This is a genomic window from Plantibacter cousiniae (nom. nud.), assembly GCF_977070315.1.
The window spans coordinates 1-14,992 of record NZ_CDRVEU010000007.1; the positions used below are offsets into that span (position 1 = coordinate 1).

General features: G+C 58.2%; 11 protein-coding genes and 1 rRNA gene. 2 read left to right on the forward strand and 10 right to left on the reverse strand.

What is annotated here, in order from left to right:
* Nucleotides 1-165 precede the first annotated feature (165 nt).
* A 5S ribosomal RNA gene (gene rrf, locus ACW55A_RS14525) occupies nt 166-281 on the forward strand.
* A 116-nt stretch (nt 282-397) separates the two neighbouring features.
* On the opposite strand, the gene ACW55A_RS14530 is transcribed toward rrf, so the two are convergent.
* From ACW55A_RS14530 to ACW55A_RS14560, 7 genes are all read right to left on the reverse strand, one after another.
* The gene (locus ACW55A_RS14530; RefSeq protein ID WP_455809667.1) at nt 398-877 is read right to left on the reverse strand and encodes an SRPBCC family protein; all 480 of its coding nucleotides are present in this window, start codon (nt 875-877) and stop codon (nt 398-400) included.
* Between the two features lie 32 nt (nt 878-909).
* On the reverse strand, nt 910-4,356 hold the full coding sequence (locus tag ACW55A_RS14535; protein WP_455809666.1) for a non-ribosomal peptide synthetase: 3,447 nt from the start codon (nt 4,354-4,356) through the stop codon (nt 910-912).
* Nucleotides 4,353-5,300, reverse strand: coding sequence for a diiron oxygenase (locus tag ACW55A_RS14540; protein ID WP_455809665.1), 948 nt, complete (start codon nt 5,298-5,300; stop codon nt 4,353-4,355). The genes ACW55A_RS14535 and ACW55A_RS14540 overlap by 4 nt, the downstream gene beginning before the upstream one ends.
* A 42-nt stretch (nt 5,301-5,342) precedes the next feature.
* Entirely contained in the window at nt 5,343-6,119 is a 777-nt protein-coding gene (locus ACW55A_RS14545) for a DUF3050 domain-containing protein (RefSeq protein ID WP_248672676.1), read from the reverse strand.
* An 812-nt stretch (nt 6,120-6,931) separates the two neighbouring features.
* Nucleotides 6,932-7,669: a GntR family transcriptional regulator gene (locus ACW55A_RS14550; protein WP_044310692.1), complete on the reverse strand. Its 738-nt coding sequence runs from the start codon at nt 7,667-7,669 to the stop codon at nt 6,932-6,934.
* Nucleotides 7,670-7,986: 317 nt separating this feature from the next.
* Nucleotides 7,987-8,994, reverse strand: coding sequence for an aldo/keto reductase (locus ACW55A_RS14555; RefSeq protein ID WP_498811377.1), 1,008 nt, complete (start codon nt 8,992-8,994; stop codon nt 7,987-7,989).
* Between the two features lie 20 nt (nt 8,995-9,014).
* Nucleotides 9,015-9,704 carry an HAD-IA family hydrolase gene (locus tag ACW55A_RS14560; protein WP_003372998.1) on the reverse strand — a complete coding sequence of 230 codons (690 nt, stop codon included), beginning with the start codon at nt 9,702-9,704 and terminating at the stop codon, nt 9,015-9,017.
* A gap of 275 nt (nt 9,705-9,979) precedes the next feature.
* On the opposite strand from ACW55A_RS14560, the gene ACW55A_RS14565 reads away from it, so the two are divergent.
* Nucleotides 9,980-11,461, forward strand: coding sequence for a YdgA family protein (locus tag ACW55A_RS14565; protein ID WP_455809664.1), 1,482 nt, complete (start codon nt 9,980-9,982; stop codon nt 11,459-11,461).
* A 61-nt stretch (nt 11,462-11,522) separates the two neighbouring features.
* On the opposite strand, the gene ACW55A_RS14570 is transcribed toward ACW55A_RS14565, so the two are convergent.
* The 3 genes from ACW55A_RS14570 to acpP form a co-directional block, all read right to left on the reverse strand.
* Nucleotides 11,523-13,541, reverse strand: coding sequence for a methyl-accepting chemotaxis protein (locus ACW55A_RS14570; RefSeq protein WP_003434934.1), 2,019 nt, complete (start codon nt 13,539-13,541; stop codon nt 11,523-11,525).
* Between the two features lie 120 nt (nt 13,542-13,661).
* Entirely contained in the window at nt 13,662-14,462 is an 801-nt protein-coding gene (locus tag ACW55A_RS14575; RefSeq protein ID WP_003434930.1) for a mechanosensitive ion channel family protein, read from the reverse strand.
* Between the two features lie 170 nt (nt 14,463-14,632).
* Nucleotides 14,633-14,869, reverse strand: a complete 237-nt coding sequence (gene acpP / locus ACW55A_RS14580; protein WP_024661960.1) for an acyl carrier protein — start codon at nt 14,867-14,869, stop codon at nt 14,633-14,635.
* Between the last annotated feature and the right edge of the window lie 123 nt (nt 14,870-14,992).

Below are 14,992 nucleotides of genomic sequence, written 5' to 3' on the forward strand. Positions count from 1 at the left end.
GATGTATCGCCGATGGTAGTGTGGGGTTTCCCCATGTGAGAGTAGGTCATCGTCAAGATTGAATTCCAGAAACCCTCATCGCTTACGCGTTGAGGGTTTTTGTTTAAGTAGAAGTCACCAAAATTCGCTGGAACGTTACCTGCTAACGGATCGGCAACAGAATTTCTTGACGACCATAGAGCATTGGAACCACCTGATCCCATCCCGAACTCAGCAGTGAAACGATGTATCGCCGATGGTAGTGTGGGGTTTCCCCATGTGAGAGTAGGTCATCGTCAAGATTGAATTCCGAAACCCCTCATCGCTTACGCGATGAGGGGTTTTGTCGTTATGGGTCATCAAATAAAAAGCCCGCTCAGGCATTCGCTCCGAGCGGGCTGTTGTGGTGCAGCATCAGTCAGCCAAACAGGCTGCGCACGTTACTCATTGCGCCATCTGCAAACCCCTGAAGAAACGCCTCAAATGCATCCCCCTCAGGCCCCCCCTCAACAGGGTCGGCAACAATCGTCCAACTGGCGAGGCAGGTATCGCCGTCGCCAGTAGCGTCAACAGTCATTGCTGCCCACAGATTGCTGACTGGCAAGCTGGTGTGGATCAGTGACCAGGTCATATAAAGCGCTTGATCGTCCCTGGAGTTCAGTTGTTCGATAGCCACGTTGCCATCCTTGAACAGCTTGCTGCGAACCGAGCCCGGACCTTCACCGGTGACCTCAATGCTCTCCAGTGCCGGTATGAATGCCTGGAAGCCAGCGAAATTGCCGACAACAGCCCATACGCTGGCCGCATCACCTGGGACTTCCACGGCGGACACCACTCGGCACGTCACCGGGTTCTTGATGAGTGTGTCGGGTTTCAGATTGCTGTGAAGTGTGTTCATGTCGTTCTCCATTTATCTCAGTGGGTAGTGGCTCAGATGAAGTCGATTTCTTTCAGGTAATCGCAGCCCCTGCGCAGCAACGCCGGAGTCTTTTGCGGATATTGCTCGCCCATGCGACGAATGCCGTTCAGGGTGTTGCGGTGCTCGATCATCGAGATATCGCCGATGTCTTCTTCAAACCCGTCGAGGTAAAACCCCAGCACGCCAAACAGCGCGTTCTGGCTGTCGACGCGCCGGAGTTGCGCCTGCCATTGCTCGACGCTGACCAGCTCGAACTGACGCCCGGCATCGCGAAAGGCGTGCACGTAGTCGCTCCAGCTCAAGGGCTCGGGGTTATGTAGATTGAATACCGCATGTTCTGGCTGATAACGGCTGGCATGGAAGCCGATGAAGCGCGCCAGAAAGTCCACCGGCATCAGGTCGAAGTTGATGGCGAACGCCGGAACCTGACCCAATTGCAGTGAACCCTTGAGCATCAGCATCAGGCGGTTTTTCTGTGGCTGACACACGCCGGTCACGCTGTTGAAGGCGATGTTGCCGGGGCGATAGATGTTCACACAGGCACCTTGGTCCCGGGCACATTGCAGGATGCGCTCAGCCACCCACTTGGAGAGGTTGTAGCCGTTCTTGATGTAGATCGGCGGGGTCTCGGCAGCGGGTCGTTCAAGCACATTGCCAGCGGCATCGATGGCACTGCAGGCAGACAGCGTCGAAACGAAATTGAAGATCTTTTTACTGCGCCCCTCGCACAGCTTCAGGCATTCAAAGACCGGGGCCACATTGTCTTTGACCAGGGTTTCGTAATCCTGGACATGGTTCACATTGGCAGCGTTGTGCACCAACGCACCAAACTCGAGATCCAGTCGTTCATACACCGCTTCACTGAGCCCCAGCCTTGGCTTCGTCAGGTCCGCGGGGTAGACCTTTACGCGGCTCAGGTCCAGGTGATCCAGACGGTTTTCCCGCAGGGCATGTTCGAAACGCTGCTGTGCGCTTTGTCCAGAAGTCTCCCGCACCAGGCAGGCGATCTCTGTCGCTCCCCAATTGAGCAGCGCTTGGACGATATGCACACCCAGAAAGCCATTGGCACCCGTGACAATCACCTTATGAACATCACCCAGCCTGCTGACGGGCAATGTAGCCAGTTGAAAGTCCGGGTTGGCATCCCGCAGCGCCTGCGCACTGAGGACACCCGCCGAAGTGCCGTCGCTGTCGATCAGACTGGCCAGCGTCAGTACTGTCGGTGCTTCGATAAAACGATTGATAGGAATGCTGCGCCCAAAGCGTTCACGAACCCCCAGCAACAGGCGCGACAGGAGGATCGAGTGGCCTCCGAGATTGAAAAAGCTTTCATCAGTCGAGATGTCGTCTGGCGGCAGCTCCAGCAGCTCGCCCCATAGCTCGAGCAGTGTCTGCTCCTGCGTAGTCTCGGGCAGACGGCGAGTGTGCTGCCCGGTAAAGCTCAGCGGTATTTCCAGAAGCGCTTTACGATCTACCTTGCCGTTGCTGGCGAATGGCATGCCGGGCAACATCGTGTAGACGGCGGGGTGCATGTAATCAGGCAGCAGACGTTGTACATGGGCCTTTAGCGCCTGTTCGTCATGCTCAATATACGGTTGAGCGAGAAACGCCAGAATTCGCCGTTGGTTGTCGATCACCACGGCAACCTGTCGATACAGTCCGCTGTCGCGCAGGCAATGCTCGATCTCCTCGGGCTCGACCCGAAAGCCGCGAATCTTTACCTGATTATCACGACGTCCGCTGAGGACGATGCCGTCAGCCGTCCACTTGGCGATATCGCCGGTGCGATAGGCGCGCATTAGCTGCCCATCCGGTTTCGTCAGCCACACATAACGCTCGTCGGTAAGCTCTGGGTTGTTGACATAGCCCAGGCACACACCGGGTCCGACGATGTACAGCTCCCCCTGAGTCTGCTCGACCACGGGCTGCAATTGCTCGTCCAGAATCCACGCCTGGCTGTTGGCGATCGGTCGGCCCAGATGGCGGTTGCTGCTGGACGGCCCGAACTCGCCGGCGGTGACCAACACTGTGGCTTCGGTGGGGCCGTACAGGTTGTGGAAATGACATTGCCCGGTGAGTTGCACAATCACATGCGGCTCGCAGACGTCGCCTCCGGTCATGACATGTTCAAGCCCCAGCGGCTGATCCAGCGGCAGGATGCTCAACAGCGCCGGCGGCAGGAATGCATGGGTGATGCCTTGTTGCAGCACGCGGACCAGCTGCAACGGATCACGCCGCTGATCCTCATCGGGGACCACCAGTTCGGCGCCACTGAGCCAGGTGGGGAAAATGTCGATGATCGACGAGTCGAAACTCAGCGTCGAAAACTGCAGCACCCGGCTATGTTCGTTCAGGCTCACATGCTCGGCATACCAGGCGGTGAAGTGGCTGAGATTGCGCTGGCTGAGCAATACGCCTTTCGGCTGCCCGGTGGTACCCGACGTGTACAGCGCCATGCAGGGCGCATCCTGATCGGCAGCGGCGCCTGTATGCGCTGAAGCTACGTCCTCGACAGGCACCGCCGCGATATCCAGCGCCGGAAACTCCGCAGCGGCCAGTGGGTGCGAGCCATCGTGCAGCAACAGCATCGCCCCCGAGTTTTCCAGAATGTACTGCTGACGCTGCACAGGCTGGCCGGGATCAAGCGGCAGGTACACCGCACCGCAACCCAGAATCGCGAGGATGCCCGCGTACAGCTCGGCTGACTTGCTCAGGCAGATACCAATCACCGGAGGTGCGTCGGCTTTTGCGTGCGCCAGCAACGGCTGCAGCAAGCGCTGAATAGCGAGACTGTGCGCGCGCAGCTGCCGATAGCTGAGCGTCTGGTTGCGAACGGACAGTGCCGGGCGTTCGGCAAACGCCAGCAGCGCCTGCTCCAGCCGCTCGGTGATGGGTGTTTCGGCCCGTTTCAGCAGGTGCGGCTGATCTGTCTGATTCAGACGATGCTCGAACAGCAATTGATCAACCGCCTGCAAGCCATGCTGTCGATCACTCTGGGCGGGTGTGACGCTTGTCAGACCGTTGAAATAGTCGTCGTCTCTGGATAGCCGGCTGATTTGTAACGCCGCCAGATCCACCATGGCTGCGACAGCCGCATCGCGCAGTACGCGCCCGTTGCCTGATTCCTCGACCGGCAGCCATTCATGAACGATCAAGCGTCGAGCTTCGGCAGCGCCATGCCAGCACAGCAGCTCCAGCCGGGGTAACCCGTACTCCAGTTCCCCGCTGATACCGAACCGCAGGCTCAGATGCGTGAAGTGGCCGAACGCACTCAGTTGTTCCTTTGTCAGGCCCAGGCTGCCGTCTTCGATCAGCACGCAGCCATCAGGCATCGTCAGCGCGTCCAGCGTCTGCTGATCGGACAGATGCCGCACGCCATGCCCGTGGTCCTGCAGCTCGGTATTCAGTTCAGTCAGGGTCAGGCTGTGACCCATGAGCACAATCTCCAGGCGCTTCATTGCAGTGTCCCCCGAGTCGGCAGATAGTCCACCAGCGCCCGCTGCACACAAGGATCGTTCAGCATCGAGCTGTTCTTGAAGAAACGCACGATGTTGGCCACCAGTGGGTGATGGCGATTGACTGGGAAACTCACAGCCCTGGTTTCGTCCTTGAGCGCCTGCTTGACGGTGTCCGGCACCTGCAGGTGGTCGATCAGGGTGAAGTCGAAGCCATTCTGAAGATCGTTGGTCAGGTATTGAGCGATGAACACCGGCATGATGCTGGCGATGGATTCCCGGTCCTGTTGGGGAGCGGTGTGCCAGTAGATGCGTACCAGCCGCGCCCAGAAGCCCGAGTGACGCCCCTCGTCCAGCAGGTGGTCGGCCATCAGGCCCTTGACCGATTGCTTGACCGATTCGTCCTTGGCAAACGCCGCCACGTCATTGGTCACGGTGTTCTCCGCGATGGCGACACAGATCAGCTCCACTGCGCTGCGCAGGTGCTCCGGGGCCAGAGCCAGTGCGGCGGGAATGGCCCGGCTGAGTTCAATCTCGTCCGGCAACGGGATAGGCGCTATGCCCGTCAGGGCGATGGTCTGTTGCATGAAGTCCATCGCGACAAGTGCGTGATAGTCCTCATCGACCACCACCGTCATCGCGTCATAGCGACAGGCAAACGGGAAGCGAATCGTAAAGTGGTCCTTGGCGATGCTGCGTGCGGTCCTGTCGACGATCTCGGTCTCGAAGATCACCACATCGTTGATGAACTTGTAGAGGCTCTGTACCAAGGCGTAATCGCGCAAATGCGCGCACTCGCGGATGAATGTGTCACTGAGCACCAGCGGCTGACGGCTGAGGGGGTAGATCAGTTTTTCATCGTTCTCGACGATCCTGCGTGGACGAGTACGAATGGTGGCGCGACCTTCCCACGCATCGATGAACGACATGTAGTCTTCTGCTTTCATGATGGCTTCCTTGTAAAGGCTTCAGGGTGTTGCGAGCGGGACTTACGCGCTGGCCTGCACCCGCGGCGTTCGCATGCTCAGGCGCAGCGTGTCCCATAGCCGGATCCTGCTTTCCACAGCGGCGATGGCGGTCTGATAAACCTCTCGTTCGCGCTGCGCGTCGCCAGCGACCAGACGAGCCAGTAACTGCTCTGCTGCCGGACCGTGGTCCTCGGCGTCCACTTCGATGTGGCGTTCCAGGTAGTAGCGGAAGGTAGGGGCCTGGTCGGCGGTGATGCCCCAGTCATCGAGAATGGTCTGGAACATCTGCGGGATGACACTCTCGCGCCCATGCAGAAAGGCCGCCGCAACGCTGTGTGCCGGCGCATGCAGGGCGATGTCGAGCGTGTGTGTCACGAATGCTGTTGCTGCCTGCCCCGCGTCGACTTGCTGCAGTGCGGTTGTGTAACGCAGGCCCTGTCTCTGCAGTTCGATGAAGCGCTCGATCTGCACCGTACTTGCGCCGATCTCGCGCATCGCATCCAGATAGAGCTCGAAGTGGCTGTAGTGACCCGCGCCCAGTCGGTTATCGGATTCCTCACCCAGGACAATCTCGTTGATCAGGCGGGCAGCGGAAGCATCTGTCGGCGGCAGCCACGGCAATTGGGTGCAGGTCAGCTCCTGTTGCAGACGCTTGGTCAGCGACATGAAATCCCAGACAGCGAATACGTGGGTCTCCATAAAGCGCCGGAGTACATCCAATGTGGTGATTTCTGCAAAGATTGGATGACGGCCAAGTTCAACTTTCTTGTGTGCAAGCAGCGTTTTTTCACAAGGCATGATGACGGTCCTATTGAAAGAGGGCGGTAAGTAGCAATGCAGTTATTTGCGATATAAAAGTGTCGGCTGTACAGCGGTGGAACACAATGAAATACGTGGGAGCAAGGCAAGCGCAGGCCTTAAGTGTGAGGGCCCATTCGCCGCAAACATGCAACGGTTATTTCACATCCAGGCACAATGCAGTGTCGACGTTTCGAGCGCTAGCCCTTGTACAGCGAGGGGGCACCCCGGTAAGCCATCAATAGCACCGACGGCGAAGAAAACTTAAAACAAATTTATCAGGGGGGGCAATCATTTTTTAATAATATTTAACTGGCTGTTTTTTTAGCATGTAAGTTGCCATATAAAACGGTCTGAATACGTTTTACAGGCGCGCAGACAACCCTCCCGACTGATAACGTCAGAATTATTAATAATGAGCGAATGCCTCGCCCAGCGTTGCCGATATGCTGAATAATCAGGGTTCTGGATTTTTAATGGGCGAAGTTGGAAATGACTTCCAATGTCTGTTTGCCCCGTTCAACAACTCCTTATCCATTGAGTTCAGATGAACAGAGAACCGCTCCGATCCTGCGCGAGCCGTTCAGCCGTAGCCAGGGAACACCCTCCGGTTGGTGTCCTCAGCGCCTCGGCCGAGTTTGCCTCATTCCGGCGTTGGGCCATCTGGCAGATCAGGAAAATAGCGATAAAAACGCCATGCCCGGGTTGAGCCTGGCGATACGCTGACGAGATGTGGAGAGGAGGGCGGGAGGTACAAGCGGCCAATCCGCAGACGTTGTGTCATCGCCTGCCGGATAGACCGCCTTGATAATTCAGGCGGGGTTTTTCTTTATTGCGCGGGTCGACTTGGCCTTGGTGGCCTTTTTGCTGTTCAGGTATTGAGTGACGGCCTGAACACCTCGGTTGAGGTGATACTGCAGCGCTTCGACACAGGGTTCGATCGCTTTCTGCTCGGCAAGCCGCAACAGCTGCCAATGGTCATCCTGAGAAAGCTTGCCCAGGCCCATGTCGGAAAGATTGAAACGCAGGAAGCGTTCCTCTTCGTTCAGGCCTTCTTCAACCAGACGCATGAGACGCTTATTGTGGGTCTTTGCATACAGCGACAGGTGGAACATGCGATTGAGTCTGCCGATCTGGCCGAAATCCGTCTCGACTTCAAGCTGCTCGATATAGCCCTTCGCCGCCGCCAGATCATCGGCGTCCAGCAATGGGATAGACAGGCGCAACGCTTCGGATTCCAGCAGGATGCGCAAGGCATAGGCATCCACCGCGTCTTCGGTGATCAACGGTGCGACCACCGCACCCTTGTGCGTTTCGACACGCAACAGCGACTGCGCCTCGAGCTGGCGCAGTGCCTCGCGTACAGGCATGCGGCTGACGCCAAACAGCGTCGCCAGTTCCTGTTGGCGCAATGCCGTGCCACTTGGCAAGCTGCCATCGATAATGGCGTTTCGCAGCTTTTCTTCAATCACGGTTCTGGCAAGGTGCGCCGGAGGCTGCTCATTGCCCAGTACGGAGCCCAGAAAGGCTTCTCTATCTGATTTGCGCATTGGCCTACTTCTTCATCAACCCGAGCTGGACAACGTCCAATTAATCGCTTTGTTGCCGACAGACTAGCCAAGACTTGCCGGTACGTCGCGAAAATACAAACATCATCCTGTTTAACGGCGAACGCCGGATCGCGCTGCAGCCCGGTGAACTCGATAAGTACGCGCCTATCTTAGCGCTCATCGGCTCGGCGTACCGAGCGCGCGTTCACAGGTAACAGGAGTTTCACATGTTGTTTTTATGACGGTGCGCTCTGAAACGACCGTTCCAGAGCGCATCAGGGCTTCGCTCGCGGCATAAGGCCGCAGGCGTGATCCTCTCAGCGCGTCAGGCGGCCGGAGACGAAGTGCTGAACGTCATTGAAACCGGGCGTCGACGCATGGCCGGGTGTCACCAGCGAATCGATGAACGCTTCGTCTTCAGCGGTGATATCCACCGTGAGTGCTTTGATATAACCGTCCCACTGCTGCTCGGTTCTTGGGCCGACGATGGCTGAGGTCACGGCCTGGTTGTTGAGCACCCAGGCAATGGCGAACTCGACAATGCCGACCCCTTTGTCCTGCACATACGCCTGAACTCGCTGCGCGATACGCAACGACTCCATGCGCCATTCGGTTTCCAGCAGCCGCTTGTCCTGGCGCCCGGCGCGGCTCTCGCTGTCGGGGGCGATGTCCGGAGCGTATTTGCCGCTGAGCACACCGCGTGCGAGCGGGCTGTAGGGCACGACGCCCAAGCCGTGGTACGCGGCCGCAGTGATCTGCTCGACCTCAGCCTGGCGATTGACGATGTTGTACAGCGGCTGGCTGATGACCGGCCTGTCCACACCCAGGCGTTGCGCGACGTTGACGATTTCGGCAATTCGCCAGCCGCGGAAGTTCGACACGCCCCAGTAACGGATCTTGCCCTGCCGGATCAGATCGCCAATCGCCGACACCGTCACTTCCAGCGGCGTGTCGTGATCTTCCTTGTGCAGGTAATAGATATCCACATAGTCGGTATCGAGCCGCCGCAGGCTGTTCTCGATGGCGTTGAAAATATGCTTGCGGTTCAGACCGGCCCGGTTGGGCACGCCGTCGGCCGGGCCGATGGCGACCTTGGTGGCCAGCACCCAGTCACTGCGCTGTGCTGCGATGGCCCGGCCGACGATTTCCTCCGAACGCCCGGCGTTGTAGACATCCGCCGTGTCGATGAAATTGATGCCTTGATCCCTGGCCTTGTCGATGATGCGCAGCGACTCTTCGGCGCCGGTCTGCTCACCGAACATCATCGAGCCGAGTGTCAGTGTGGAAACCTTGAGGCCGGACTGGCCAAGGGTTCGATAATTCATGCTCAGCATCTCCATGTCATTCAGGCGAGCTCAGGTAACCCCCACGCCTTGAGCGGGAAGTCGGCCAGCGAGCCCAGCAGCAGGTCCGCATGCTCGTATTGCTCGACCGGCATGTGCGAGTCCGGCACAGCCACGGCGTACATCCCGGCAGCCTTGGCAGCGGTCACACCGAACGGCGAGTCTTCGAAGACCAGGCAATCGGCGGGCGAGACGCCGAGACGGCGGGCGGCGACCAGAAAGATGTCCGGGGCCGGCTTTGCGGCGCCTACTTCCGGATCGTCGGCGGTGACGACGGTGTCGAACAGCTCGAACCATGCGCGGTGCAGGGTAGTCTTGGCCTCGAAGTAATGCACAGACGAGCTGGTGCCCACGGCGATGGGAATATTGTGGGCTGCCAGATGCCGGACCAGCGCCTCGGCTCCGGGCATTGCCGGCGCTTTGGGGAAACGCTCTTCGAGCATAGGTTCACGGGTTTCGAGAAACTCGTCGATCGACATCGGCAGCTCCAGCGCCTTGATCACGTAGTCCGAGAAGTCCCGGGCACCGCGGCCAATGGTGTGCTGCTTGACGGACCAGTCGAAGGTGCGCCCGTGGCGACTGGCAATCAAGTGGGTGACTTCGGTGTAAACCCCCTCGGTGTCCAGCAACAGGCCATCCATGTCGAAAATGACGGCCTTGATCGGGCCTCGTTGTGTTTGCTGCTCGCTCATGTGATCACGTCCTGTTCCCAAATTCGTTTCAGCCTAACGTTTCCGGGAAGGCTGTGGCTAGGGTCTGTTTCAAAACCTTTCCGCGGGATTGGCGTGCGCAACAAAAGGCACAAGGCCATGTCCAACGCGCTTACAGAACGGCTACGCGCCCACAGAAATGGCCATGAAGGCTGGGCTGTCGGGATCTGCCGATGATAGTCTCTCGCGGCTTTCAATCGGCGCTGCCGGTCCCGGTACGACTTTCCCATCATCAGAACGGATATCTTCACGTCACTATGAATAAATCAGCAGGTATAGCGATTGGCGTCATCGTCGTAGCGGGCGCACTGGCTACCGCCGGTGCCTGGTACACCGGCAATCAGCTGGAAGGCGCGCTGAACGACTCGATCAGCAAGGCCAATCAGGAGCTGGCGAAGTCGTTCAAAGGCACGGACACCAGCGTCAAACTGGAAATGCTCTCGCTCGACAAGCACTTCTTCAGCAGCACGGCGCACTATCGCGTCGACATCCAGAACCTGTCCGATAGCACCCAGGGCGGCCAGTTTCTGTTCGTCGACCATATTGAGCACGGCCCCATTCCGCTGTCGCATCTGAAGACCCTGAACCTGCTGCCGGTCATGGCCCTGAGCAATTTCCAGATGGAAAAAAGCCCCAGCGCCGAAAAATGGTTTGCCATGAGCAAGGACGTTCCACCGCTCACGGGCCAAGCCAGCATCGGCTATGACCGCGCCACCAAAGGCACGCTGCAGATGGCCCCGCTGGAAATGACCGACGTCGACGGCACGTTCCGTTTTTCAGGTCTGGACCTGAACGCCGAGTCGTCGGCCGACGCGGAAAAATTCAGCCTTGCGGGCAACATGGACAATCTGCAACTCAATGTCGCGTCGCCTGACGGTCCGGTCAGCATCGAGATCAAAGGCATGACCTTCGACACGGGCGGTACCAAAGGCAAGTCCGGTTTCTATCTGGGCCATACCAACATGAAAATCCAGAACGCGGGTTTCCAGGTGGTGGGCAAACCACAGGTGCAGATCCGGGATTTCACCAACACCAACCTGGCGCAGGAAGATGCCGGTAACCTTGCAGCGCAGATCAATTACGATGCCGGCATGATTGCCTACGCCGGCAAGGACGTCGGTTCTGCGCACATGGGCTTCAAGATCGCCAATTTCGATGTGCTGGCGACTCAGGCGCTGTATCAGTTGTATCAGGATAAAATCCTGCCTCAACAGCAACAGGCCGCGCTGGAGAAGCGTCCGTTCCGCCTGGAGCTGAACACGGCTGATCAGGAACTGATGAACACCCAGATGAAAACGCTGCTGGCGGCCAAACCGCACATCGAGCTGGAAAAACTCTCGCTCAAGACCAGCAACGGTGAAAGCCACATGCGTATCGCCGTGGACCTGGCCGATCCAGGCCCGCTTGATCAGCCTTCCGATGCGCTGCTCATGAAGAGCCTGGGCGAAGTCAACGCCAGGGTCGTCCTGTTCAAGCCGATGATTCGCGATCTCGCGACCCAGCAAGCCATTCGTGAAGGCCAGACCGACCTCAAGGTCATCGCTGATCAGGCCAAGGCCGCTGGCGACATGGCCAGCGCCATGGCCGAGATGATGCAACTGGCCAAGGTCGACGGCGACAACATCGTCTCCGACCTGCATTACGCCAACCAGATGGTCGACTTCAATGGCCAGAAAATGACCGTGCAGCAGTTCATGAGCAACGTCATGGGCAAGGTCGGCGTGCTGGGTAACCAGTAAGCCGCCTGCGACACGGTCTGCCGTCAGGACGGGCGATTTGCCGTCCTGACACCAGGCGCCGCTACTGAGTCAGCCCGCGCAGGGTATCCGCCAGTTGCCGGGTACGCTGCGAGGTGCCCGCCGTCATATCGCTGGAGCCTTCCAGTTCCGACAGCAGCCCCGTCAGCGTTCCAACCTCAAGGGACTGCTCCTCGATGTGCTGCGCCACCTTGCGAATTTCCTCGGCCAGACGCTCGATATCGGTGCCGATGTCGTTGGCGTTCTGCGACGTCTTCTGCGCAAGCTGGCGCACCTCATCGGCCACCACTGCAAAGCCACGTCCCATTTCGCCCGCCCGCGCAGCCTCGATGGCAGCGTTCAGCGCCAGCAGGTTGGTCTGCCCGGCGATCTGCTGGATCATCTGCACCACCGACTGAATGCGCAGACTGGACTTGGCCAGCTCCCGCGAGCCGAGCACCACCTCGTCAGCCTGACTGACCAGGCTTTTGACGGTGTTGCCCGCTTTGTCGATAACCGTTTCCTGCTGGGTGATGGTCTGCGACAGCTCATCCATCGAAACATGCAGCTCGCCAGAGTAATGGCGCAATTGAGCGGCGATTTCTTCCTGATCCTGATGGGCCTTGACCAGCACATCGCCCAGGTCGCTCAGGCCACCGAACACCGGACGGATCTGCTCGTCCAGACCGCTCGGGTCAATGGTTTGCACGAAGTTACGCTGCTTGAACTGATCGATCTGCTTGACCACCACATGGCTCAGACCGGCCAGCTTCTTGATCTGCCGACGCAGAAAGAACGCCTTGAACTCGCCGTAATAGGCGATGAAGTTATCGATGTAGTCGTCGCGGAACGGCTGCCCTTCGGGCACCTTGAAGAAGAACACGGCGGTGAGCGTCTGGTTGAGGTTCAACCCGAGAATCTCGCCAAAGGTCGAGAAGCCCACCACCGGCGTCGCACCGAACACATCGTTCATCCGGCCCAGTTCACTGCCGTTGTTCAGGCGCCGCAGGATGCAGTCGCTCAACAGGCCGAGCAGCGGCTTTCCGGACTTGCCCTGCAGAAAACGCGCGAAGTCCTTGCGCGTGGTGTCGATCATGGACGTTCGTTTGACCATCACCAGCTCTTCGCCGGGTGCCACGTCGCAGAACAGGTGAACCCGCTCGCTTTCATAATCGATGCGCGCAATCGAGCGCACGAACAGCTCTTCGCCTACCCGGATGGCAAACGAGTACTGCGCCAGCTTGCCTTCCAGCTCATGCCGCTCGCACTTCAGCGCGTCACACAGCGCCGCAACCATCGTAGTGATCTCGCCTCTGGGGTTGACCACTTGGCTGATGTAACGATCTTCCAGGGAGGCCGTCAGCACACTCAGGCTCAGTGGCGTCGGCGCGAAGTTCTGGCTCTTGAAGACGCCGAAGCGCACGTTTTTCGCGCTCTTGAGAAACACCACCTGAGCATGGTTTTCGTAGCTGCGTTTGCCGTCGTGAATCAAGGTCTTCTTGAAGTCGCCTTTGCCCCCCGCAGAACCGCCCACGAACAGGCACGGAAAGCGCCCGGACTCATACAGCGCTTCCATGAAAAACGACTCCGACGCCGACAGCCCGTCGAACGTGACGTAGGCCAGCGTATCGCGGTGGTCGATGGGGGTGTTGATCTGCGTGCGCTTGATCGAGTCGGTCAGGCGCGCAATGCGCTCACGCATCGACAGCCGCTTGCCCGCACCGCGAATGTCTTCGCTGTGCAGCGGAATGTGCACCACCTCCGCACTCTTGATGACGCTTGAGTCAAACAGCGCGAGGACGATCCGGTCCCACTGGTTATCCGCCGCGCAATACAGCGAATCATTGCCCGAGCACAGTTCGCCTGACGTTGTGCACAGGCTGATCTTCGCGTTGGGAAAGCGCGTAGCGACAGACTTGGCCACCTGATCGAAGTCGACGTGCGGCGAAACGAAACCGGTCAGATAGACCGGATCGAAGCTCAGCGCAGACAGCTTGGCGTTCAATTCCCGGGCGGACGTAATGACACTGATGGCGCCTTCGGTCCGCGATGTGCCGGCCCGAAAACGAGATAAAAGGCTCATGGTTAAACCCGTAAAGATAAAAAGCAGAGGCCACGCGGAATATGGACCGATCCTTATTGATCGGCTGCCAACAGGTTCGGGTGAGCTTGAAGGGCGATGAATTTTGCCTATGCGTGCCGCTCAGGACAGGTGCAGCATCAACGCTCTGATGAGGGCGAGCGTCTGGCGATGCACCGAATCATAATGATCATTGTGGCAATAGGGCCGTACCGACAGGGTGATGGAGTCGGCCGTTGTGGAGGACAGGTGCACATCAACAGCGGGGCTGCTCAGTACATTGGGCAGGCGGGCGATCTGATCCTTGAGGCGCGGGATGATCTTCTGCTCGTCGGCGGTGCCTGGCAATGTCGCGGTCAGTTCGACGCTGCGAAAAGCATTGCTGGAAAAATTGACGATCGTGTCAGAGAAGATCTTGTTGTTGCCCACCAGATTCAGCACGTTTTCCGGAGTGTTGATCGACGTGACGAACAAGCCGATTTCGACCACGGTCCCGGTCACGCCCGCCGCCGAAATCAGATCGCCGACCTTGAAGGGCCGCAGCACGATGATGAAACCACCCGCGGCCAGATTGGCCAGCAAACCCGACCAGGCCATGCCGATCGCCAGCGCCACGGCCGCCAGCAGCGCCGCAAAGCTGGTGGTCTCGATGCCGCAATAGCTCAGAATGGCGATCACCAGAATGATATTCAGCGTCACCGTGATGAACGAGCCGACATAGCGCAGGACCGTCGGATCAAACCGCTGCCGCGTCAGTGAACGCTGTGCCATCCTGACCAGCACGCCGATCAGCCAGCGACCCACTATCCACAACAAGGCTGCTATCACCAGCCTCAGAACAACAGTCGTTCCGTACTGCAGAACGACATTGAACAACGAGTTGATTCCGTCAGTGCCGATATTGATGACATTCAGCGCATCCATCACCGCTACTCCAGACCGCAGGGCTCGCCCGGCAGATGGCCTACGGAGCGGAGCCATACATTGAAGGGCAAAGCAGGGCGGTGGCTACTGGTAGTTTTGACTGGAGGCAAAGGGCCTGCAACTGGTGTTGGGGGCTCAGCAGATGTTGTGGGCTTTTAGCCTACTCGTGTCTATTTTTTGTTTTTTGAGATGTAGTCAACTATGTTTTGTACCGTTTTGAATTTTTCAACTTCCTCATCCGGGATATCGATGTTGAATTCTTCTTGTAGAGCCATGCTGAGTTCGACAAGTTCTAAACTGCTACCCTTGAAATCCTTGGTTATGTCAGATGTCGGTTTTACCTCTACTACCGCTGCTTCCAAATGCTCGGCCACCAATTCTTTTACACGTGTCATTACCTCTTCCATGATCATCATCTCCTCGCTTGCGATTTTTACTGACTACTGAAATCCTAAAATTAGGCCTCAACAGAAAAGCTGTCTACTGACATTAATAACAGCTGTTCAACAGTGGGAGATCTGAGCCGTTTG

Bases quoted from the DNA above. Each gene is read 5' to 3' on its own strand.
- ACW55A_RS14530 (WP_455809667.1), bottom strand. From the start codon at position 877: ATGAACACACTTCACAGCAATCTGAAACCCGACACACTCATCAAGAAC.
- ACW55A_RS14535 (WP_455809666.1), bottom strand. From the start codon at position 4,356: ATGAAGCGCCTGGAGATTGTGCTCATGGGTCACAGCCTGACCCTGACT.
- ACW55A_RS14540 (WP_455809665.1), bottom strand. From the start codon at position 5,300: ATGAAAGCAGAAGACTACATGTCGTTCATCGATGCGTGGGAAGGTCGC.
- ACW55A_RS14545 (WP_248672676.1), bottom strand. From the start codon at position 6,119: ATGCCTTGTGAAAAAACGCTGCTTGCACACAAGAAAGTTGAACTTGGC.
- ACW55A_RS14550 (WP_044310692.1), bottom strand. From the start codon at position 7,669: ATGCGCAAATCAGATAGAGAAGCCTTTCTGGGCTCCGTACTGGGCAAT.
- ACW55A_RS14555 (WP_498811377.1), bottom strand. From the start codon at position 8,994: ATGAATTATCGAACCCTTGGCCAGTCCGGCCTCAAGGTTTCCACACTG.
- ACW55A_RS14560 (WP_003372998.1), bottom strand. From the start codon at position 9,704: ATGAGCGAGCAGCAAACACAACGAGGCCCGATCAAGGCCGTCATTTTC.
- ACW55A_RS14565 (WP_455809664.1), top strand. From the start codon at position 9,980: ATGAATAAATCAGCAGGTATAGCGATTGGCGTCATCGTCGTAGCGGGC.
- ACW55A_RS14570 (WP_003434934.1), bottom strand. From the start codon at position 13,541: ATGAGCCTTTTATCTCGTTTTCGGGCCGGCACATCGCGGACCGAAGGC.
- ACW55A_RS14575 (WP_003434930.1), bottom strand. From the start codon at position 14,462: ATGGATGCGCTGAATGTCATCAATATCGGCACTGACGGAATCAACTCG.
- acpP (WP_024661960.1), bottom strand. From the start codon at position 14,869: ATGGAAGAGGTAATGACACGTGTAAAAGAATTGGTGGCCGAGCATTTG.